The sequence below is a fragment of the uncultured Lacinutrix sp. genome (assembly GCF_947500325.1).
Classification (GTDB): Bacteria; Bacteroidota; Bacteroidia; order Flavobacteriales; family Flavobacteriaceae; genus Lacinutrix.
Map to the genome: position 1 here is coordinate 67,393 of NZ_CANMRQ010000001.1, position 21,130 is coordinate 88,522.

Consider the following 21,130-nt stretch of genomic DNA (forward strand, 5'->3'; position numbering starts at 1 on the left):
TGCTATAAAGGTGGTTCAAATTTATTAAAAATCAAAAGCCTAAATTGCATTAAATTCAAATAATTATAAAATTTTAATCTATGAAGAAGAAGTTAGAATCAGAATTGATGAGCATTGCCCATAAGATTCTTAAACTAAAAGGAAAAGAAGATGTTAATAAAATGCATGCTGAAGTTGCTGCGCTTTATGAGAAACTTACTGTTTTAAAATTTGCTCAAGAGAATTTTGAAGATGATTTACCTACTATAGGAAATGACTCATCTTTTTTTGGTATGCTAGATACAGCATTTAATAATACTGTTAGTGATAATATAGAAGTTGACAATAAAACTTATGTAAATCTAGATGAGCGAGAAGAAGAAGACATCATGGAACCCGTAATGGAAAAAATAAAAGACATGGTTGCCCAAATGCCTCAAGAAACACAAGAAGTTGATGCTATTTTTGAACAAGTAAACGCAGATTCTAAGCCTTATAAAAATGACTTTGAGGAGATTACTGCAAACTATAGTGAAACTCCTGTTTTTGAAAAAGCTAATGATATTAAGGCTGAAAATGAAAAAAAATCCCTTAATGATAAATTAAAATCTGGAGGAATTAATATTGGACTTAACGATAAGTTAGCTTTTATTAAGCATCTTTTTGATGGTAAAAGCGAAGATTATGATCGTGTAATTTCTCAACTTAATACTATTGAAAGTTTTGATGCTGCAGATCATTTTATTAAAACTAAGGTTAAACCAGATTATAATTTTTGGTTACAAAAAGAAGAATATTCTGAACGTCTTATGGAAATAATAGAATCTAAATTTAATTAATGGATATAAAAAAAATAATCTACTGGATTACAACACTAGGTGTTTGTGGCATGTTCTTATTTTCTGCAACCATGTATTTTACCAAATATGATATGGTAAAAGGCTTTTTTGAAATGCTTAACTATCCCACTTACATTATATATCCGCTGGCAATATTAAAAGTTTTAGGTATCGCTATGATTTTATGGCGTAAAAGCAATTGGTTGACTGAATGGGCATATGCTGGCTTCTTTTTCGATGCCATTTTAGCCACTGCAGCTCATGAAAATGCTGGTCATGGTTTTGGACTATCTCATATTGCTATCCCTGTTATTTTGGTGTCTTATTTTTTAGGTAAAACTGTTAGAAAATAATGAGCAAACTCTATATTGTTCCAACGCCAATTGGAAATCTCGAAGATATAACACTTAGAGCCATAACTGTTTTAAAAGAAGTAGACTATATTTTAGCCGAAGACACTAGAACTTCGGGGAAATTGCTAAAACATTTTGAAATTAATACGCCTATGCAAAGTCACCATATGCATAATGAACATAAAACGGTCACACGATTAGTAGAACGTTTAAAAGGAGGCGAAACTATTGCTCTTATTAGTGATGCAGGAACACCTGCTATTTCAGACCCTGGATTTTTATTAACTCGTACTTGTGTTGAAAATAACATTGAGGTTAATTGTTTACCTGGAGCAACAGCTTTTGTTCCTGCGCTAGTAAATTCTGGTTTACCTAACGATAAATTTATTTTTGAAGGCTTTTTACCAGTAAAAAAAGGGAGACAAACCCGATTACTACTTTTAGCAGAAGAAACTCGCACTATGATTTTTTATGAAAGCCCTCATAAACTTATTAAAACCTTAGGGCATTTCTGTGAATATTTTGGGGAAGATAGACCTGTTTCAGTATCAAGAGAACTCACCAAATTATATGAAGAAACTATTCGAGGCACAGCAAAAGAAGTACTAGAACATTACACTAATAAACCTCCAAAAGGAGAGATCGTAATTGTGGTTGGTGGAAAAAAGTAAAACATAAAGTATATTTAATTACTTTTAAAAAAATCAATCAAAAATGTTCAAAAAACAAATCTATTTTTTACTCATTTCAATCCTTCTAGTTAACTGCAAATCAACTAAAACAACTCAAGAAGTTAAATCTCTATCTTCAAAAAACATAAATTATTTTGACATACTTAATAATGAATTTACAGGTAATTTAGCTTATGAAACTACTGCCTTTGTTGAAAAATACTGGAGAGTTGTTGGTAACACTGGCTTCAATAAAAGCATTAATTTTATAGCAGAGCATCTTGAAAAAGCAGGCTATGTTAACGAAGACAATGCAACGCCTAACGATATTCTAACTTATAGAATAGAAAAACGCCCACTTAAAAAACCAACTTGGGAACCTGTTTCTGCTTTAGTAACAATAGAAGGTGAAAACAAAACTTTGTTACAACAAACAACTAATAGTAATATGGTTGCCTTAAATTCTTATAGCACTACTAAAGAAGGTGTTACAGCAGAAGTTGTTCATATTAAAAATATAATAAATTTAAAAAACACGGATGTAAAAGGGAAAATAATCTTTGTTGAATCTCATCCAGCTGGAGCTTTTCAAACAGGAGTAATAAAAGGAGGTGCTGTTGGTATTTTATCTTATAGTAACCCAAATTATTTGCAACCAGAAAAAAACACAACATCTATACAGTTTAGATCAATTCCTTTAAATGAAGATGTTAAGGGTTGGGCAATAGCTATGTCTTATGCATCAAAAGAACATTTAAAAAAAGCTTTAAATAAAGGTAAAGTGACTTTAAATGTGAAAATAGAAACAAAAATATATCAATCTGAGGAACTAACTATTGTCGCAGATATAAAAGGTAGCAAATCACCTAATGAGCGTCTAGTTTTTAGTGCTCATGTACAAGAACCTGGTGCAAATGATAATGCGACAGGAGTTGGCGTCGCTTTAGAAATGGCTTCAATAAGTGCTCGATTAATTAAAGAAAATAAATGGTCACCAAATAGAACGTTGACATTTCTTTGGGGAGATGAAATTATCTCTACTAGGCGTTATGTGCAAGAAAATAAAGCACGAGCAAAAGATATTAAATGGGGTATTAGCCTAGATATGGTTGGCGAAAACACAGATATCACTGGAGGTTCTTTTTTAATCGAAAAAATGCCAGACCCAAGTGCAATATGGACCAGAGGAAATGACAAACATACAGAATGGGGAGGAAGTAAAATGAGTTTAGAACAAATGAAACCTCACTATTTAAATGATTTTTTAATCCATAAATTTAAAGAACAGGGCGAAAGAGCTAATTGGATTGTGAATACAAACCCTTTTGAAGGAGGAAGTGATCACGTTCCTTTTTTAAGTGCAAATATTCCAAGTGTACTTTTCTGGCATTTCACAGATCAATTTTATCACACAGATAATGACCGTATAGATAAAGTTTCGAAAACGACTCTAAAAAATGTTGGAACAGCTTCTCTGGTATCTGCATATACGCTTTTAAACTCAGATGAAAACTTAGCTAAAGACACTATTAAACAGATTGAAAATTCGGCAATAGAAAGATTAAACGAAGAATTAGTACAAAGCAAAATAGCATTAGAAAAAGGAGACAAGTTAAAAACCCAAGTCTCAATAATTAAAGCATGGAAAGATTGGTATATAAAAGCCATAGAAACTACAAAAGACATGGTTGATAATACCTCAACAATACAACAAGACATTATTAATTCTCAAAATAATATTAAAGCAAGAGCAATAACCATAATTAATAGTTTAAAAAATTAAGATGCAAACCTTACTTCATAATATTAGTCAATGTACAATTTGCTCTAAGCATTTGCCTCTAGGACCACGACCAGTTGTTACCGCTCATACAGATTCTAAAATTATAATTATTGGTCAAGCTCCTGGAACTAAAGTTCATAATTCTGGAATTCCTTGGGACGACCAAAGTGGAAAAAAATTACGTCAATGGCTTAATGTTAGTGATGAGGATTTTTACAACACTAAAAATTTTGCTATAATTCCAATGGGCTTTTGCTATCCAGGTAAAGGTAAGACTGGAGATTTACCTCCAAGACCAGAATGCGCTCCAGAATGGCATAATTTATTATTAGAAAAAATGCCAAAAGTAGAATTGATTCTATTAATTGGTGCTTATGCTCAAAAATATTATTTAAAAGAGACCGCTAAAAAAACACTTACTGAAACTGTTGGTGATTATAAATCCTATTTACCAAAATACTTCCCTATTCCTCATCCATCTCCAACCAATAGATTTTGGAGAAGTAGAAACCCATGGTTTGAAGAACTAATTGTTCCTGAATTACAAAAAACAATTAAAACTATTTTATAAAAAAACCTCACCATTTCTGGTAAGGTTCTATATTCTAAAATTAAAATAATGTAAACTTATTAAACGTGTTTACCTACTTCAAAACCATGTTTTCCAAGATATTGGTTTCCACTATCAATAGCATCACCTTCTAACGTTGTACCCATAGAATCATTCCATCTATTTAAGTAACCAAAAAGAGAAATAACACCTAACATTTCTACTATTTCTCCTTCATCCCAATGTTCATGTAAACGTGTTTTAATATCTTCATCAACTGCATTAGGCACCATAGAGGCAGCTAAAGAAAAATCTAAGGCAGCACGTTCTGCTTCACTAAAAGCAGAATGCGTTCTATATTCCCAAATGTTATCTAATTGCTCTTGTTCTGCGCCATAACGTTCAGCAGCACGAATAGCATGTGCTTGGCAATAACGACAACCCGTACTATTACTACTTACCCAAGCAATCATTCGCTTAAGAGCAGAAGTTACTCGTCCTTCGTTAGCCATTACAGCCATGTTTAAATTTATAAATGCCTGCGAAATAGCAGGACGACGTTGCATTGTTAATACCGAATTTGGGCAAAACCCTAAGGTTTCATTAAAAAAATCTGCAAGTTTTTTTGTTTCTAAATCATGCTCTGCATGTAAAGGTGTCACTAAAGGCATATGTTTGTTTTTTATGTAGTATTTTTGGATGCATCAATTAACAAAAAAATCTTTAATTATGTCGCATAAAGTTACAACAGTTTGGAAAGAAAAAATGGTTTTCGAAAGTGATAATCCTAGTGGTTATACGTTTAATTTAGGTCAGTCGGAAGAAAACAACGACCCTTACAAACCTTTAAGACCAAAAGCTGCAATGTTATCTTCTTTAGCTGCTTGCTCTGGTTTAGATGTTGTCTCTATTGCTGAAAAAATGAAAGTCTCTTTTAATGATTTTAAAATTGATATTGAAGGACAACTTACTGAGGAACACCCAAAAACGTATCATACTGTAACTGTAGATTATCATTTTTATGGTAACGATTTAGATGAGAAAAAAATTAATAAAGCAGTAAATTTATCTATAGAAAAATATTGTGGTGTTATGGAAATGTTTCGTCAATTTGCAGATATAAAAACGACTACACATTTTCATAATAATTAATATTTATGAATTTTGACTTTAATAAAGATTATGTTTTGGAGAACGATATGGTTTTACTAAAACCGCTACATGAAAGTCATATTCCTAAATTATTAAACATTGCTAATGAACCAAATATTTGGGATTATTCCTTTATAAAAGGAGATGGATTACAAAATTTAACGAATTATATACTGTCTACATTACAAGCAAGAAAAAATAAAAGAGAATATCCTTTTCTTGTTATTGATAAGAGAATAAATGCTGTTGCTGGTTGTACACGATTCTGTGATATAAATTTAATATTAAACAACACAAGACTTGGTTACACTTGGTATGGAAAACGATTTCAAGGTACTGGTTTAAACAAAAATTGTAAATATTTGTTGTTTGAATTTGCGTTTAATGTTATGAAAATGGAACGAATAGGTCTTGGTGCCTATATTGAAAACAAAAGAAGTATTGCGGCCATGAAAAGTGTTGGGTGTGTTCAAGAAGGCAAGTACAGAAAAGCACTACCAAGTCCTACAGGAACAGGAAGAACCGATGCTATTTTATTAAGTATCTTAAAAGAAGAATGGATAGCATCAAAAAAAGAAGCACTTAAACGAAAATTAATATAGTAAATGCGTTGGACTCTAAAACCAAAACCAAACCTTGATACCGTTAAGTTCTTACAACAAGCTTTACAGGTTGACGAATCTATCGCATCGCTTTTAGTTCAAAGAGGTATTGAAACTTTTGAACAAGCAAAAGATTTTTTTAGACCTAGTTTAAACGATTTACATGATCCTTTTTTAATGAAGGATATGGATAAAGCTGTTGCACGAATAGAAACAGCAATACAAAACAATGAAAACATCCTAGTCTATGGCGACTACGATGTTGATGGCACAACGGCAGTTTCACTAATGTCTTCTTATTTATTAAGTAGCTATTCTAACGTTGCCACCTATATTCCTGACCGTTATAATGAAGGCTATGGTATTTCATATATGGGTATAGATTTTGCTCATGACAATGAGTTTTCTTTAATTATTGCATTAGATTGTGGTATAAAAGCCATAGATAAAGTTGCTTATGCTAAAGAAAAAAATATCGATTTTATAATCTGTGATCACCACAGACCTGGAGACAATATACCAAATGCCATTGCTGTTTTAGATCCTAAACAAAATGATTGCAATTACCCATATAATGAATTATGCGGTTGTGGTGTTGGTTTTAAATTAATTCAAGCATTAGCTTCTAAAAAAGGGGAAACTATAGAAGATGTTATTAAATATCTTGACTTAGTAGCAACTGCTATTGGCGCAGATATTGTTCCTATTACTGGAGAAAACAGAATTCTGGCCTATTATGGTTTACAGGTTATTAATGAAAAACCAAGAGCTGGATTTAAAGCTATTATCAATCAAATTAAAAAAGAAACGCTTACTATTACTGATGTTGTTTTTATTATTGCTCCTAGAATAAATGCAGCTGGACGAATGAAACATGGACAATATGCTGTTGATTTATTAACAGAAACCAATATTCAAACAGCAGAAGTTTATGCAAAAGAAATAGAAGATTTTAATACCGATAGAAAAGATGCAGATAAGCAAATAACCATTGAAGCGTTACAACAAATTCAAGACAATAAAGAAGAAGAACAATACACATCTGTAGTTTATCAAGAGAATTGGCATAAAGGTGTTATAGGCATTGTAGCAAGTAGACTTATTGAAACCTATTATAGACCAACTTTAGTATTCACTAAAAGCGGAGATAAATTAGCTGCATCTGCAAGATCTGTTAAAGGCTTTGATGTTTATAATGCTTTAGAAGCTTGCTCAGAACACATAGAACAATTTGGAGGCCATAAATACGCTGCAGGCTTAACATTAAAAGTAGAAAACTACGAAGCTTTCAAGCATAAATTTGAAGCTGTTGTTGAGGCTACAATTGATAAAAAATTATTAACTCCAGAAATTACTATAGATACTCAAATAGAACTTAATACTATTACTCCAAAATTCTATAGAATTTTAAGTCAGTTTGCTCCTTTTGGCCCAGGAAATATGGCTCCAGTTTTTATGAGTGATAATCTTAAAGATACCGGTTATGGTAAATGTGTTGGAGAAGATGATAAACACCTACGTATTACTGTAAAGCAACCTAATAGCAATAAAATAGTTTGCATTGGATTTGGTTTAGGGAATAAATTAAATATTATTAAAAGAGAAGATTCTTTTATGGCAGCCTATTCAATTGATGAAAACCATTGGCAAGGTAATGTAAGCCTACAACTAAAGTTAAGAGATATAAAAGAATAATTTATATTCTTATGCGTTTCTTTTAATATGAAATATAAGATTACGCTATTTTTTATTTTTCTTATTACGGTTACAAACTCACAAAATTTAGTAAAAAACCCAAGCTTTGAAGACTATAAAAAATGCCCTACAGAATTAGGAGCTTTCCATGATAATGTTATGTGTTGGTCATGTTCAAATTATGGCTCAACAGATTACTTTAATAACTGTAATAACGATTTAGGTTACTTTAATTATGTAGGCAATCAAACCCCAAGAACAGGGAAAGGTTATGCCGGGATATATGCTTATGCTCCTAATAGTTATAGAGAGTATATTCAAACAAAATTTATTAATAAACTAGTAAAAGGAACAGAATATATAATCACTTTTTATGTTAGTCTTTCAGATTGTTCTTCACATGCCGTAAATACATTTGGAATATTATTTACCGAAACGAAATTAGATCATGCTAGTTCAAATTTTATTCACTTAAAATATTTAAATCGAGACAAAATTAAATATAATTTTATTTCCGTTATGGATAATACGTTCTATTCTAATACTCAAGAATGGATTAAAATATCGACCATTTATAAAGCAAAAGGTTATGAAAACTATTTGTCTATTGGCAATTTTGATGTGAACAGAAAAATAGTAATAACAAATGTCTGGCCAAGTGCAGAAAGACAATTTGCATATTACTATATAGATGATATCAGTATTATAGATTATTCAAATATTTTAAAAGAAAAAACAATTGAAATAGATAAAGAAAAGAAGGTAGAAGAAGACATTTTATTAGAAACTGAAAAAATCCATGTATTTAAAAATGTATTATTCGATTTTAATAAATCAACATTATTAAAAGACTCCGTTGAAGATTTAGATAAACTATACCTTCATTTATCTAAAAACTCAAATCTATTTGTAGAAATTTATGGGCATACAGATAATATTGGTTTACAAAGACGAAATCAAGAATTATCTACCAAACGCGCAAAAGCTGTTTCAGATTACTTAATTTTGAAAGGACTAAATAGTAGTCGTATACAATGGTTTGGTTTTGGAAGCACAAAACCAATATTAAAAAATAATTCTGAAGAAAATAGAGCACAAAATAGACGTGTAGAATTTAAGTTAATTTCTAAATGAGTAAAACCAAAAACGATCCATACGCAGCATTGCGTTTTAAAGAGTTTAATATTTTTTTACTCATGCGTTTTTTATTGGTTTTTGGTTGGTCTATGCAATTTATTGTAATAGAATGGCAAGTATATGCACTTACTAAAAGCCCTCTAGCATTAGGTATTATTGGTCTTTGTGAATTTTTACCTGCTTTTCTAATAGCTCCTTTTGCGGGATATATTGTTGATAAAAAAGAAAAAAGGAATTTGTTCGCACTTTGTATTGCTCTATTTTCTTTAATAAGTTTTGGGCTGTTTTGGCTAACATCAAATTATGTAGAAACCTCATGGCCAACAAATACGGTTTTATATGGTATTTATAGCTTAGTTTTTTTTGGTGGTGTTTTGAGAGCTTTTTTTGGACCTACTATTTTTTCACTCATCGCACTTTTGGTACCTAAAAAGATATATCCTAATGCAGCTACATGGAGTAGTAGTACATGGAAAGGCGCTAATGTTTTTGGTGCCCTGTGTGGCGGTTTTTTAATTGCATGGATTGGTGTTAATTATACACTTGGTATTATCTTTTTATTAGTAATGTTAGCATTATTACTGGTGTTTCAAATAGCCAAAAAACCTATTTTAAATAAAGGAAATAATGAATCTGTGAAAGAAAGTTTAAAAGCTGGACTTAATTTTGTGTTTAATGATAAGGTAATTTTAGGTGCTTTAACCTTAGATATGATTGCCGTTTTATTTGGAGGTGCAGTTGCAATTTTCGCTGTATTTGCAACAGATATTTTGGATGCAGGACCTAAAGGATTTGGTATATTAAATGCAGCATTATCTTCTGGAAGTATAATAACAATGTTAGCTACAACATATATACCTATTACAAAAAGTACTGGGAAGAAATTACTTGTTTCAGTTTTTGGGTTTGGTGTTTTTATGATAATTTTCGGTGCGTCAAAATTGTTATGGCTTAGTGTTATAGCGTTATTCTTTTCTGGTGTTTTTGATGGAATTTCAATGGTGGTTCGTCAAACCATACTACAACTTAAAACACCTGATGAAATGAGAGGTCGTGTTGGCGCCGTAAATTCTATGTTTGTTGGGTCTTCTAATGAACTTGGAGCTCTTGAGAGTGGTATAGCTGCAAGACTATTTGGTGCACCTTTAGCGGTTATTCTTGGTGGTTCTATAACACTTATTATTGTGGCAATAATTGGTGCAAAAAATCAACCTTTACGTGATCTTGATTTGACAAAAGATATCGAGGATGATCAAGATCAATAAATTACTCTCTAATTTCGTCTAATTTAATAATTAAATCATTTAATATTGAAGCATTACTATCGCTTAATGGTAATTGATTTGCGTTTAATAAATTTGGATTTTCTACAGTGTTTGTACTTAAATCATAAAACGCTTCATTAATACCTCCAAGATTAATATACTTATGAGTAGCGTTTCTTATTGCATAATTATTACTTCCAGCATCAGTATTAATTTCGGTATAAACATAATCTCTTGTATTGGTATTAGACGTTGTTAAAAGCGTTTTAAAGCTTTTACTATCATTTATTTCTGAAACAGTATTACCAGTTAATTCTGATATGGTTGCAAATAAATCTGTAGTATTAATTAAGGCATCTTCGGTATCATTTATACGCATTACATCCTTTCCAGAAATTATCATTGGTACATTAACACCGCCTTGATAAACAGTTCCTTTTGCTCTTGGAGAAGGATATTCTTGAACCACTTGATTTGGTGTACCATTATCACCAATAAAAATAATTATAGTATTCTCTTTTTCTTCCTGTGACATAGCGTTTAGCAATCTACCCATTTCTGTATCCATAGCCTCAATCATTGCCATATAATATGGTAATGGATTTGCGTCTATACTTGCTTGATCTGTTGGTAAAGCGCCTTGTGAATGTAGTTCGCTAGGAGGTAAATGAAATGGAGTATGTGGCGCATTATATGCAAGCCACAAAAACCATGGTTGCGATTGATTACTAATCCAATCTATGGCAAGATCTGTAAATTTTGTAGTTGTATATTCAGTAGAAGAATTTGTTTGTCCATTTTCTGTTAAATTCCAATTGGTATAAGATTGTACGCCTCCATTTAAAAGACCAGCATAATAATTAACACCCATATTAGTTGGGTGATTGGCATTTGTAGACAAATGCCATTTACCAATAACGGCATGATTATATAAATTTCCTGTTGTATTATCTATATAACTTTGCAAAGACGTTTCAGATGTTGATAATTCATCATTTACACTTAATACACCTGTTCTATAGCCATATTTTCCAGTAATAATACTTGATCTTGTTGGTGTACATACTGGATAAGACCATAGGTTATTAAACCTAATTCCAGTATTTATCATGCTTTCTAAATTTGGCATGTTAGGCTTTATGCTTCCAATATTGTATCCTGGAGTTGCATCTAAACCCATATCATCTGCTATAATAAGTAAAATATTGGGCTTACTTTGTGTTGTATTATTTTCAGATGGAGCAATTACAGTATTGTCTGATTTGCAAGAAAAAAATACTATAGTTAAAAGTAGAATAAATTGTAATTGAATAGGTCTCATAAATTTGGATATATAAGCTTAGACTATAAAATTCTCATTTCGTTTAATTCAATTATAATTAGTTTTTATTTTTATTTTCCGCGCTTAAAAAATCAAAAATTAATTCATTTATAAGTTGTGGTTTTTCTTCTTGTATAAAATGTCTTGCGTCTATTAAATGAACATTTTTATCATATATATTTAAATCATTTATTACTTTCTCTTCTTGTAACTCCCAAAATAAAAATGAATCCATTTTACCCCAAACTACTAGTACAGGAACATCAACAGACAGTAACGTTTCTTTATAATTAGGTAATGCATTACAAGTCTGTGTGAAAAAATAATACATACCATGTGTTTTTCCTTCTTTTAAAGGTTTTTTATAACCTTCTATATCTGCCTTATTAAGGGTATTCTTTTTTAGTCCAGAATTAAAAAGCCCTTTAAGCATTGTATTTGCTGTAATGTTATTTCTATAAGCCCACATTGCTGTTTTGGCAAAAAATCCTTTTTTAAATCGAATTGGTGGATTAAAACCTTCTTGATAAATAATAGTATTTAAAACGACTAGTTTTTCAATTCTATTAGGTTGTTTTTTTAGTAATTCCCATGTCCAAAGACCTCCTGCATCATGAGTAACATGAGTCCAGTTTTTAATCTTTAATTCATCCATTAAAGCTATAAGACGTTCAGCATGTTTTTCTTCAGAATAGATATTATAGCCTTTAGGAGAATCACTACTACCAAAGCCCAGCATATCTGGTACAATTACACGATAAGATTTAGACAACTCATCAATCATTTTCCTATACAACCATCCTGAAGTTGGAACACCATGAAGTAAAACAATAACATCTCCATAGCCTTTATCTATATACTTAATAGCACCTTCTTGAGAAAAAAATGTTTTTTGCCTTTCTCTATATATATGATATGTCATTTGATTATTTCTTATAATTTTTGATTGGTATGGCTTACATGAAAAGAAAACGCCTTGAAAAACTAATAGCAATAGTAATTTCCTCATAATGAGAAGTTTTTTTTAAAGATAATAGAAAATCTAATAAAATTACTATGAAACTAAATTTCTATTATCTTTGTTTGAGCTATACGTCTTTCTATAATATCTAAACATCAATGAAGAAAATTCTAATTTTTATCCTTGTCGTTATCATTCTAATATTTGCCTATTCGGAATATAAAGAATACCAACGTTTTCACCCCAAAAATGCAAACATAATAGCATCTAACACTATTGATTTAGACTACCATAATAAAGAAACTATTTTTAATTATTATAGAGCTTTAGAAAATGCTAATAACTATATGCAAATGCAATGGAGTGTTAATGGTATAGATGTTAGAAGCCCTGAAGATGATAATGAGGAAACGAATTTAGCTGTATCTAAATATGGCGAAAAAGTAGCTAAACTAAATTACTTTAAAAATATTCTTGAGCGCTCTAAAAAACTTAAAAGTGAAGGTTATAGTAATAAGGATATTAAGAGTTTTGAAACCCAAGGTTTAACTACTAAAGCGTATACGCTTAAAATAAATAAAGAGAAATATAAACAAATGATTCTTGAAATGATGCCCGAAAAAGCATTGTTTTCTGGAGAGCGCAATCAATTTGTATATGAAATACAGAAGTTATTAGTAAAAAAAGGATATGATATCCCTATTGATGGCGTCTATAAAAATGTGACTTCTGATGCTTTGATGTTATTTGAAGAAAAAAACAACTTATTTACAGATGGAAAAATTGATTTAATCTCCTTAAATTTATTACTGAAGTAATTTTTTAATATTACCAAATAGTTAATTATAATTTTATTTGAATTTTTTTCATCATTTGAAAACCGAATCACTTCTTAAAAACACAGCTTTAATTCTTGGTCTTTTTTGTGTGTTAATTTCTATGACTTCCTTTAGTCGATTAGAATTTTATTTTAAACCATTATTTCACCTTGTTTTATTACTTAGTTATTCTATTTTTTCTAAAAAAATAAAGCCTATAGTGTACGTTTTCTTTTTAAGTGCAATGGTTGCAGAATATATGGCTAGTTCTAATTTTTATTTGAATTTTTTTTGGATTCTATTAAGCTTTTCAATATGCTTTATTAGTGGTATTATTCTGTTATTCCCGTTCTTAAAAAAAGGCAATCTAAAATTTAAAGGCACTAATCTTATATTTATTTTAATAGTTATTGCTGGTTTAAGCTATATAATACTTTCCATATATGTTAAATCTATTAAAGCGCTTAATAGTGAAGGTTTTTTCACTTTTGTAACTATTATATTTTCTGCTTTTATATTGTCCTGTTTTTACATCACTTCCACATATAACCATCCTAAAAGTATTCTTTTATTCTTAACTGGTATAGGTTATGGAATAACTTGTATTGCAAGTTTAATCATGTTTACATTTAATATAGACAACGTTCTATTAATAGGGTTTATAAATTTAAGTGAAACGACAGCGCAATTTTGTTTTGCTTATTTTATGATTGATTATAATGAGGTATTAGACAATAAAGATTTATTAGATAAAATCTAGCTTATTAAAGTTCATATTTTTTTAAATCTAAAGTATCTCCATCAAAAACGCCATACGTATAATACGAAATCCAATCTCCGAGATTAACATACTTAGAATTATTCTTTAGTTCTATATCTAGAGGAAGATGTCTGTGCCCAAACACAAAAAAGTCTCTGTGTTTACTTTCCAATTTTCGTTTACAATATTGAACGAGCCATTCTTTATCTTCACCTAAAAATTTAGCATCTTCATCTCCTGAAATCAACTTATTTTTAACAGAAAGGTATTGTGCTAATCGTACTCCTAAATCTGGATGCAGCCATCTAAAAAACCATTTAGCAATTGGGTTTGTAAACACTTTTTTCATGCGCTTATATCCTTTATCTCCGGGTCCTAAACCATCACCATGACCAATAAAAAAGGTTTTATTATTAAAAGTATATTCTTGAGGTTTATGATATACAGGAATATTTAGTTCTTCTTCAAAGTAACCATTCATCCATAAATCATGATTACCAACAAAGTAATAAATTGGAATTCCAGAGTCGCTTATTTCTGCTAATTTCCCTAATGTTCTTGTAAATCCTTTTGGTACAACCATTTTATACTCTGCCCAAAAATCAAATAAATCTCCAAGCAAGAAAATAGCTGCAGCATCTTCTTTAACCATATCCAACCAAGCTACAAATTTTTTCTCTCGAGGAAACGATTGTTCTTGTGTTGGCGCACCTAGATGATTATCTGAAGCAAAATATATTTTCTTTCCTTTTGGAATTTGCATGGGTAAATATAATTAATTCCTTTACTAATAAGAATTAGTTTTCACTCGCATACCATTCGGCATACGAACTTTCTGTCTCTTGTAATTTTAATGAATGTAGCTGTACATTATTAGGTAAGCGCTTTTTTATTTTTGCGGCAAAATCAATAACCATCATTTCACTTGTTGGTTGGTAATTCACCAATAACACATTATGACCTCTATCTTGAAGTTCTTTAGCCAATTCAACATGAGGTGTGTTTTTATTAAAAACGGTTGCGTGATCGAAAACATCTACAATCTCCTCTTTTACTATTTTCTTAAGGTCTGAAAAATCAATAACCATCCCAAACTTTACATTTGAATTATCAGTTATTGGTTGCCCAAAAACAGTTACAGATAATTTATAACTATGCCCATGAACATTCTTACACTTACCGTCATAACCATATAATGCATGACCAGTTTCAAAAGAAAACTGTTTAGTAATGCGTATATTTCCCATTATCTACGATTTCTGTTTCTATTAATAATATATATTACAACAAGTGCAACACCTAGTAAAAGAAATAATCCATTTCCACCTAAAAATTTAAGAATATCCATATTGTATTGTTTAAAAAACTATGCTTCAAAGTTAATCCTTTTGTGATAGTGGTAAAAATTCTTTTCTGAATTTTATAATTAATGGGATGCCTCTAGCTATTATCCAGGCTGTAAATGCAATAAAAACACCATATAACTTAAAATCATAGCTATCTAAAACATATAATACAGGTAGAAAAACAATTAATGTTGACAATAATAAAAGGTTTCTGAGATCTTTCATTTTACCAAGCCCTTTAAAAACACCATCAAAAATAAAAGCCAGCGCACAAAGTGGTTGCATAAGTAATACTATCCAAAACACATTATAGAATTGTTTAAGTACTTCTGGTTCTTTAATAAAGATTTTGCCTATAGGATAATATAGAATCGCACCTAAAACACTTATAATTGTGCCAATAATAATTCCATATTTTATTAATTTATTACTTAGCGTTATCATTTTGCTATATTCCTTTCCGCCATATAATTTTCCAGATAAAATATTACCAGCACTAGCATAACCGTCTATTAAAAAAGCACCTAAAAACCATAAGTTAATTGCAATAGTGTAAGCTGCTATATAGTCTTTACCATAACCTGTCGCAAACCTAGTAGCAAAATACAAAGCAGCATTTAAAGCTAGTGTTCTAACAATTAAGTTGCCTATCATAATTAAAAACCGTTTAATCTCTTTATTGAAAGGAAAACTAATTTTTAAAGGAATGTTCGTTTTTTTAATAAGATAATATGCCGAAAGTATTGCCATTAAAAGTTGTGCAAAAACACTAGCATAAGCTGCGCCTTTAATATGCATTGCTGGAATAATATTAGTAATACCATATACTAAGATATAATCTAAAAAGATATTTGCAATAGCTCCAACAATAGCAATTATCATTGGGTAAAACGTATTTTGCAAACCCCTAAAAGCCCCAAAAACAGCAATTGTAAACAATGTAAAAGGGAAACCAAAAACACGAATTTTATAATACTCTATTGAATAATCTAGAATTAGACCCGAAGCATTATAAAGTTTAAAAATATTATATGCAAAAGGGTAGGTACAAATAATGATTAATATACTTAATGAAGTGATTATAAATATTGCTTGAGCTGGTAGATTTTTTACTTCTTCCAATTTATTTGCTCCTAAATATTGAGAAACAATAGAAGAAATAGCACTTCTTGTTTGTCCAAACACCCATATTAACATTGATAAAAACGTAGAAACTATGCCTACAGCAGCAAGGGATTCTGTTGCATTTAAATCTATATTTCCTACAATGGCAGCGTCGGTAAGTGACAAAATAGGTTCTGATACTCCTGAAATTAATGCAGGAATTGCCAATGTATTTATATGTTTTAGACTAATGTTTGTACTCAAAATATAAAAGGATTTTTTGCTAGACTAAGGTCGGAAACTTTTATTATAAAAAGCTGTATTTTTGTAGCCTAAATCATTTTAAAAAATTTACTATGAAAAATATTTTAGTTCCTGTTGGCTCATCAAAAAATGCAAAAAGTCATTTACAATATGCCGTAGATTTTGCTAAAGCTACTGGAGCAAAATTATATGTAGTACAAGTTTATAACGTTTATACAAAGGCTGGGACTATGATTAAAATAGACCATATTTTAGAACGTGAAAGTAAAGCCTTTTTAGATAATCATATTGCTGAGATAGATAATAAAGGAGTTAATATTGTAACTAAAACTTTTAAAGGGAAATTAATTGATACGATAGAACTAGTAAGTAAGTCTTTAAATATTGATTTAATTATTTTGGAACCAAGAACCAATTCTATTAAAGATGAAGTTTACTTAGGGAAAACTTCTGGTAAAATTATAAAACAAACAAATATTCCTGCTTTAATTGTTCCTGAAAACTATGTTTTTAGTAATATTAATAGTGTTCTATTAGCCATAAAATCTGGTAAAATTAAAAAAGATGCTGTTTTAGAGCCTTTAAAACAAGTGAAACAAGATTTTAATGCTATTGTAAATGTATTGCTTGTTAAAACTCCTTTTTACAATGAAGGTGATTTTGATATAAATACAGATTTAAAAGATCTAACTGCAAATATTACCAAAACAGAAAACGCGACAACTTACCAAGGTGTTTTAGAACATTATAAGGAACAAAACCCTGATTTATTATGCGTTGTAAGACGCCAAAGAGGTTTTTTTACAAAGCTTTGGGAGAAAAATGTTGTCTTAAAAAAAGAGTTTCATATAACTCAATTTCCTGTTTTAGTACTTAGTGGGCTAAAATAGAACTAATACTCTTATCTACAACTTTATTTAAAGCCAAGGGTAAATGGTTTTCATTCCATGGTTCTTTTGCACTAAAAACATGGTCACTATTTTCTATTGGAAATAATTTACTATTACTATTCCATAAGTGTAATGATTCCGCTTCATTATATTTAACAGATGGGTCATCTTTTGCATGGATAATTAAATGAGGAATAGATAATTTTCTTTCTGCTTGTTCTATATTTAATCGTTCTTCATTAGTTTTAAAGTCCTCATAAAATTGATAATTATGAGGCATTTGCTGTTTTGTTCTTCCATTTAAAACATATTTAACGCCTTCTTTTTTCCACTCTTCAAGGTTACCAATTGTAGCTGTTCTCTTTGCAAAATCGCATACACTTGCTAATGTTATAAGTTTAGTAATTCTTGAATCTTCAGACGCTTTTAAAATAGTAATGCCACCACCACGTGAATGTCCAATAAGTGTAACATTGTTAAAATCTATTTCGTTTTTAAATTCGTAGTTCTCCGCTAAAAAGTAATCTAAAACAAACTCTAAATCATCTAGTTCTTTAGTATAGTTGTTTTCGGCAAAAGCTTCTAAATCCGGGAAATTAATTGGATTCTCGACTGTACCACCATTATGCGAAAAATTGAATTTCACAAAAAATAGATTCGCATTCATAAAAGCTTCTGCCAGTAAATTCCATGCACCCCAATCTTTAAAGCCTTTATAGCCATGACAAAAAATTACTAAGGGTTTTGGAGTTTTATTTTCATTAAAAAAAACATCGAAAACAATAGGTTTTTGGTTCTTTCTAGTTAAAACATTGTTTTTACTAATCATTTTATCTCTTTTTCTATAAAATTAATTTCTGGATTACATATCTCTATAATTAGTTTTTTTAGCTCTTCAAAATAATTATTTAGAGTGTCTTGAGTAATTAAAGTATTTTTATTTCCACCTCGGGGTTTTTCTTTTTTTGTAAATTTTAAAAACCCTGCATTTAAATTCTTAAAAGAAATAACACCTGCTTCTACCGGTAAACTAATTATATTCTTCTGATGCATCATATAGGCATAAGCTAATATTTGAAAGCTTTTACTGTATTTTTTATAATCTGTAGAGATGTCTTCCCAGTTAATAATTTCAACTTGGTTTTGTAATACTTTTCCAGTTTTATAATCTATAATTCTTGTTATACCATTATATTCATCTACACGATCTACAGTTCCATTTATATTAATTTCAAAATCTAATTCTGGAATAGATAAAGGCAATTCTGTCTTATCTTCTAATGCAATAATTTTAATCGTATTTCCTTGTTTTAGATCTTCTATTTCCATTTTTAAAAAATTCTCAACATAGCGTTTTGCTATTTCAAAAATGATAAGGTTTTTACCTTTGGTCATATCTCCATCCTTATATGCACATTCAAAAAAATGCTTAATCGTAGTTTCTACTTGAGGTTTCATACTCTCAATAGCCTCTACTTTTAAAATTTGTCCCAAAAATGGCTTGTACAAGGCCTCTAAAGTATCGTGAACCACAGTTCCCATTGTATTAGCTGCAACTGTTTCTTCTACCTCGTCTAAATCTTTAACTCCAAGTAGTTTTTGATAATAAAAGTCTAAAGGGTTTCGAATATAATTAGTTAAAGATGATGGAGAAAACCCCTGTTTTGCTATAGTTTTAAGCTTTTGTATTACTGAAGTTGTTTTTTCTATTTCATTTAATTTATTCTCAATACGTGGTACTTTAGGAGTTACAATTTTATGTTCAATTTGATGTATTCCTTCTAATTCTAATTGATTGATAAAACGACTTTTTTCTCCTCCAGTTAAAACATCTGCTTCTGTATTATATAATATATAAACATTTTTTGCTCGTTGTAATAACCTATAAAAATGATAAGTATAAACTGCATCTTTTTCTTTATAGGTAGGTAAATTATTTTCTAGTTTTACATCAAAAGGAATAAAAGAATTATTAGTCTTTCCTGAGGGTAAGACACCTTCATTTACAGAAGAAATTATAACTGTTTCAAAATCTAATACGCGAGATTCTAACATACCCATTACTTGTAGACCTTGCAATGGTTCTCCTTGAAAATCTAAAGTTTCAGAAGATAACAACTCTTTATATATACTAAATAATGCAGAAATATCATTTATATGCTTATAGTTCTCATTAAGGCGTAACAATTCATTAAAAAGAGTATTGAATCGAAATAAATACTCCAGCGATAATGTATTAGCTTCTTTATCTCCCGAAAGGTTTTCTTTTATTTTTTTTATAATCTTAAAACAATTTTCAAGACTAATTCTAGCATTGTTATGCCAATTGCCAAATAGTATATCTATAACGCTATTGTTATGCGATTTTAAGTCTGAAATAGATAAATAGGCTAGGTTATTTTTTTGAATAGTTTCTATAAGCTTAGAAGCGTGATTTATTGATTCATTATCAAATAATGGTCGAATAAATTGATGAGACAAAACACTAATAACATCTTTATAGTAAAACGTTATTGATCCTTTTTTGTGAATAGAAAATAATCTTTCAAATAAAGAAGCTAATGGTATCGAACTTAATGGAAATCCCATAGTAACATTCAGTTTCTCTATATTAGATGGAATAGAGTTTAATACAGGTATTAACATGTTTTCATCTCCTAAAACAACTGCAGTACTCTTTAATTTAGGGTTCTTATCACTAATTTTTTTTAATATTAATCCTATTGTCTTTGCCTGACCTATATTTTTTGGTATACCATAAATTTGAATGTTTTTTTGAGAGGCATAGTGGTTAGTTATCCAATTATATGGCTCTTTTGCAAAATATTTCCAATTATTCTTATGTTGTCTAGTAAACAATCCTGCATCATGAATTGTGTTATTAAAAAAAGTTGCATCTATATCCCAATACACCTCACCAAGATCATTTTTTAACAACTCTTGAATTATAGTTTCTTCTGCAGTATTAAGTGCATTAAAACCTAAAAAAACATGCTGTTTCGTTGTATTGCTATTACAATAATTTTGAATGTTTTCTACGGCTTCTCTATAAATTAATCCCTGATAACCAACTTTGTTCTTAATTAATACTTCTGTATAATCTTTGTAATAAAATTTTAGCTTATCCCAAAATTTGAGGTAATTCTTAACAATTTCGGTTTTATCATTATCTAGAGACCAATGATCTAATTCTTTAATTGCTGCTAAATAATTAAATATTTTATCTTGCTGTATTAGATACCTATCTATTTCATTAAAATCTTGTAGAAGTATTTGTGCCCATTTACAAAAACTTTCAAAAGGCTCTCTTTCTTTCTTTGGAGTTAAATTAATATAAGTGTTATAAAACTCAAAAAGAAGCTCTGTATTGGTTATAGATTTTAATTGAGCTAGTTCTTCAACAAACTCTTCAATACTAAGAACTATAGGTGCAAAAATTGTCTTATTTAGCACAGTAGCAAGTTCTTTTTTTAAAAAAATGCCTGCTCGCCTACTTGGTAATATAAATACTAAATCGGATACGTTTTTATTCTTCTTATTTAGATCTTCTAATACATCGAAAATAAAACTATTCATTGTATAAAAATAAAAAACGCCTCGGTATAACCGAGGCGTTTTTATAAAAACTTATTTAAAAGTA

Annotated in this window: 21 protein-coding genes; 13 read left to right on the forward strand and 8 right to left on the reverse strand. The window is 29.8% G+C overall.

Going from position 1 to position 21,130, the window contains the following annotated elements; all coding sequences use genetic code 11:
- Positions 1–80 precede the first annotated feature (80 nt).
- The 5 genes from Q0997_RS00405 to Q0997_RS00425 are packed head-to-tail and all read left to right on the forward strand — an operon-like array spanning position 81 to position 4,196.
- Complete coding sequence (locus Q0997_RS00405; RefSeq protein WP_299883315.1) at positions 81–818, forward strand: hypothetical protein; 738 nt, start codon at positions 81–83, stop codon at positions 816–818.
- Positions 818–1,171, forward strand: coding sequence for a DoxX family protein (locus tag Q0997_RS00410; RefSeq protein WP_299883318.1), 354 nt, complete (start codon positions 818–820; stop codon positions 1,169–1,171). The genes Q0997_RS00405 and Q0997_RS00410 overlap by 1 nt, the downstream gene beginning before the upstream one ends.
- On the forward strand, positions 1,171–1,842 hold the full coding sequence (gene rsmI, locus Q0997_RS00415) for a 16S rRNA (cytidine(1402)-2'-O)-methyltransferase (RefSeq protein WP_299883321.1): 672 nt from the start codon (positions 1,171–1,173) through the stop codon (positions 1,840–1,842). The genes Q0997_RS00410 and rsmI overlap by 1 nt, the downstream gene beginning before the upstream one ends.
- Positions 1,843–1,885: 43 nt before the next feature.
- Positions 1,886–3,625, forward strand: a complete 1,740-nt coding sequence (locus Q0997_RS00420) for a M28 family peptidase (RefSeq protein ID WP_299883324.1) — start codon at positions 1,886–1,888, stop codon at positions 3,623–3,625.
- Between the two features lies 1 nt (position 3,626).
- Entirely contained in the window at positions 3,627–4,196 is a 570-nt protein-coding gene (locus Q0997_RS00425) for a uracil-DNA glycosylase family protein (protein WP_299883328.1), read from the forward strand.
- A 59-nt stretch (positions 4,197–4,255) separates the two neighbouring features.
- On the opposite strand, the gene Q0997_RS00430 is transcribed toward Q0997_RS00425, so the two are convergent.
- Positions 4,256–4,846 (reverse strand): carboxymuconolactone decarboxylase family protein, encoded by a 591-nt coding sequence (locus tag Q0997_RS00430; protein ID WP_299883331.1) that lies wholly within the window; start codon positions 4,844–4,846, stop codon positions 4,256–4,258.
- Between the two features lie 58 nt (positions 4,847–4,904).
- On the opposite strand from Q0997_RS00430, the gene Q0997_RS00435 reads away from it, so the two are divergent.
- The 5 genes from Q0997_RS00435 to Q0997_RS00455 are packed head-to-tail and all read left to right on the forward strand — an operon-like array spanning position 4,905 to position 10,026.
- On the forward strand, positions 4,905–5,327 hold the full coding sequence (locus Q0997_RS00435) for an OsmC family protein (RefSeq protein ID WP_299883333.1): 423 nt from the start codon (positions 4,905–4,907) through the stop codon (positions 5,325–5,327).
- 5 nt (positions 5,328–5,332) lie between these two features.
- Complete coding sequence (locus Q0997_RS00440; protein WP_299883336.1) at positions 5,333–5,929, forward strand: GNAT family protein; 597 nt, start codon at positions 5,333–5,335, stop codon at positions 5,927–5,929.
- 3 nt (positions 5,930–5,932) lie between these two features.
- Entirely contained in the window at positions 5,933–7,624 is a 1,692-nt protein-coding gene (gene recJ, locus Q0997_RS00445) for a single-stranded-DNA-specific exonuclease RecJ (RefSeq protein WP_299883339.1), read from the forward strand.
- 27 nt (positions 7,625–7,651) lie between these two features.
- Entirely contained in the window at positions 7,652–8,758 is a 1,107-nt protein-coding gene (locus Q0997_RS00450; protein WP_299883342.1) for an OmpA family protein, read from the forward strand.
- Complete coding sequence (locus Q0997_RS00455; RefSeq protein ID WP_299883345.1) at positions 8,755–10,026, forward strand: MFS transporter; 1,272 nt, start codon at positions 8,755–8,757, stop codon at positions 10,024–10,026. Before Q0997_RS00450 ends, Q0997_RS00455 begins: the two co-directional genes overlap by 4 nt.
- Position 10,027: 1 nt before the next feature.
- On the opposite strand, the gene Q0997_RS00460 is transcribed toward Q0997_RS00455, so the two are convergent.
- Both Q0997_RS00460 and Q0997_RS00465 read right to left on the reverse strand, forming a co-directional pair.
- The gene (locus Q0997_RS00460; protein ID WP_299883348.1) at positions 10,028–11,347 is read right to left on the reverse strand and encodes a sulfatase-like hydrolase/transferase; all 1,320 of its coding nucleotides are present in this window, start codon (positions 11,345–11,347) and stop codon (positions 10,028–10,030) included.
- A gap of 58 nt (positions 11,348–11,405) precedes the next feature.
- On the reverse strand, positions 11,406–12,356 hold the full coding sequence (locus Q0997_RS00465) for an alpha/beta hydrolase (RefSeq protein ID WP_299883351.1): 951 nt from the start codon (positions 12,354–12,356) through the stop codon (positions 11,406–11,408).
- A 110-nt stretch (positions 12,357–12,466) separates the two neighbouring features.
- Between Q0997_RS00465 and Q0997_RS00470 the strand changes: the two genes are divergently transcribed.
- Together Q0997_RS00470 and Q0997_RS00475 are read left to right on the forward strand one after the other, a co-directional pair.
- Positions 12,467–13,126 (forward strand): peptidoglycan-binding domain-containing protein, encoded by a 660-nt coding sequence (locus Q0997_RS00470; RefSeq protein ID WP_299883354.1) that lies wholly within the window; start codon positions 12,467–12,469, stop codon positions 13,124–13,126.
- 220 nt (positions 13,127–13,346) lie between these two features.
- Positions 13,347–13,886, forward strand: coding sequence for a hypothetical protein (locus Q0997_RS00475; RefSeq protein WP_299883357.1), 540 nt, complete (start codon positions 13,347–13,349; stop codon positions 13,884–13,886).
- Positions 13,887–13,890: 4 nt separating this feature from the next.
- On the opposite strand, the gene Q0997_RS00480 is transcribed toward Q0997_RS00475, so the two are convergent.
- The 3 genes from Q0997_RS00480 to Q0997_RS00490 all read right to left on the reverse strand — a co-directional run bounded on the left by Q0997_RS00480 (position 13,891) and on the right by Q0997_RS00490 (position 16,600).
- The gene (locus Q0997_RS00480; protein WP_299883360.1) at positions 13,891–14,649 is read right to left on the reverse strand and encodes a UDP-2,3-diacylglucosamine diphosphatase; all 759 of its coding nucleotides are present in this window, start codon (positions 14,647–14,649) and stop codon (positions 13,891–13,893) included.
- Between the two features lie 34 nt (positions 14,650–14,683).
- On the reverse strand, positions 14,684–15,133 hold the full coding sequence (locus Q0997_RS00485) for a 6-carboxytetrahydropterin synthase (protein WP_299883362.1): 450 nt from the start codon (positions 15,131–15,133) through the stop codon (positions 14,684–14,686).
- A 132-nt stretch (positions 15,134–15,265) separates the two neighbouring features.
- Complete coding sequence (locus tag Q0997_RS00490) at positions 15,266–16,600, reverse strand: MATE family efflux transporter (protein ID WP_299883365.1); 1,335 nt, start codon at positions 16,598–16,600, stop codon at positions 15,266–15,268.
- A 92-nt stretch (positions 16,601–16,692) separates the two neighbouring features.
- Between Q0997_RS00490 and Q0997_RS00495 the strand changes: the two genes are divergently transcribed.
- Complete coding sequence (locus tag Q0997_RS00495) at positions 16,693–17,490, forward strand: universal stress protein (RefSeq protein ID WP_299883368.1); 798 nt, start codon at positions 16,693–16,695, stop codon at positions 17,488–17,490.
- On the opposite strand, the gene Q0997_RS00500 is transcribed toward Q0997_RS00495, so the two are convergent.
- Together Q0997_RS00500 and Q0997_RS00505 are read right to left on the reverse strand one after the other, a co-directional pair.
- Positions 17,474–18,319, reverse strand: a complete 846-nt coding sequence (locus Q0997_RS00500) for an alpha/beta hydrolase (RefSeq protein ID WP_299883371.1) — start codon at positions 18,317–18,319, stop codon at positions 17,474–17,476. The genes Q0997_RS00495 and Q0997_RS00500 overlap by 17 nt on opposite strands.
- Positions 18,316–21,066, reverse strand: coding sequence for a PD-(D/E)XK nuclease family protein (locus tag Q0997_RS00505; protein WP_299883374.1), 2,751 nt, complete (start codon positions 21,064–21,066; stop codon positions 18,316–18,318). Before Q0997_RS00505 ends, Q0997_RS00500 begins: the two co-directional genes overlap by 4 nt.
- Between the last annotated feature and the right edge of the window lie 64 nt (positions 21,067–21,130).

Coding starts and splice junctions, on each gene's coding strand:
- Q0997_RS00405 (WP_299883315.1), top strand. CDS start 81: ATGAAGAAGAAGTTAGAATCAGAATTGATGAGCATTGCCCATAAGATT.
- Q0997_RS00410 (WP_299883318.1), top strand. CDS start 818: ATGGATATAAAAAAAATAATCTACTGGATTACAACACTAGGTGTTTGT.
- rsmI (WP_299883321.1), top strand. CDS start 1,171: ATGAGCAAACTCTATATTGTTCCAACGCCAATTGGAAATCTCGAAGAT.
- Q0997_RS00420 (WP_299883324.1), top strand. CDS start 1,886: ATGTTCAAAAAACAAATCTATTTTTTACTCATTTCAATCCTTCTAGTT.
- Q0997_RS00425 (WP_299883328.1), top strand. CDS start 3,627: ATGCAAACCTTACTTCATAATATTAGTCAATGTACAATTTGCTCTAAG.
- Q0997_RS00430 (WP_299883331.1), bottom strand. CDS start 4,846: ATGCCTTTAGTGACACCTTTACATGCAGAGCATGATTTAGAAACAAAA.
- Q0997_RS00435 (WP_299883333.1), top strand. CDS start 4,905: ATGTCGCATAAAGTTACAACAGTTTGGAAAGAAAAAATGGTTTTCGAA.
- Q0997_RS00440 (WP_299883336.1), top strand. CDS start 5,333: ATGAATTTTGACTTTAATAAAGATTATGTTTTGGAGAACGATATGGTT.
- recJ (WP_299883339.1), top strand. CDS start 5,933: ATGCGTTGGACTCTAAAACCAAAACCAAACCTTGATACCGTTAAGTTC.
- Q0997_RS00450 (WP_299883342.1), top strand. CDS start 7,652: ATGAAATATAAGATTACGCTATTTTTTATTTTTCTTATTACGGTTACA.
- Q0997_RS00455 (WP_299883345.1), top strand. CDS start 8,755: ATGAGTAAAACCAAAAACGATCCATACGCAGCATTGCGTTTTAAAGAG.
- Q0997_RS00460 (WP_299883348.1), bottom strand. CDS start 11,347: ATGAGACCTATTCAATTACAATTTATTCTACTTTTAACTATAGTATTT.
- Q0997_RS00465 (WP_299883351.1), bottom strand. CDS start 12,356: ATGAGGAAATTACTATTGCTATTAGTTTTTCAAGGCGTTTTCTTTTCA.
- Q0997_RS00470 (WP_299883354.1), top strand. CDS start 12,467: ATGAAGAAAATTCTAATTTTTATCCTTGTCGTTATCATTCTAATATTT.
- Q0997_RS00480 (WP_299883360.1), bottom strand. CDS start 14,649: ATGCAAATTCCAAAAGGAAAGAAAATATATTTTGCTTCAGATAATCAT.
- Q0997_RS00485 (WP_299883362.1), bottom strand. CDS start 15,133: ATGGGAAATATACGCATTACTAAACAGTTTTCTTTTGAAACTGGTCAT.
- Q0997_RS00495 (WP_299883368.1), top strand. CDS start 16,693: ATGAAAAATATTTTAGTTCCTGTTGGCTCATCAAAAAATGCAAAAAGT.
- Q0997_RS00500 (WP_299883371.1), bottom strand. CDS start 18,319: ATGATTAGTAAAAACAATGTTTTAACTAGAAAGAACCAAAAACCTATT.
- Q0997_RS00505 (WP_299883374.1), bottom strand. CDS start 21,066: ATGAATAGTTTTATTTTCGATGTATTAGAAGATCTAAATAAGAAGAAT.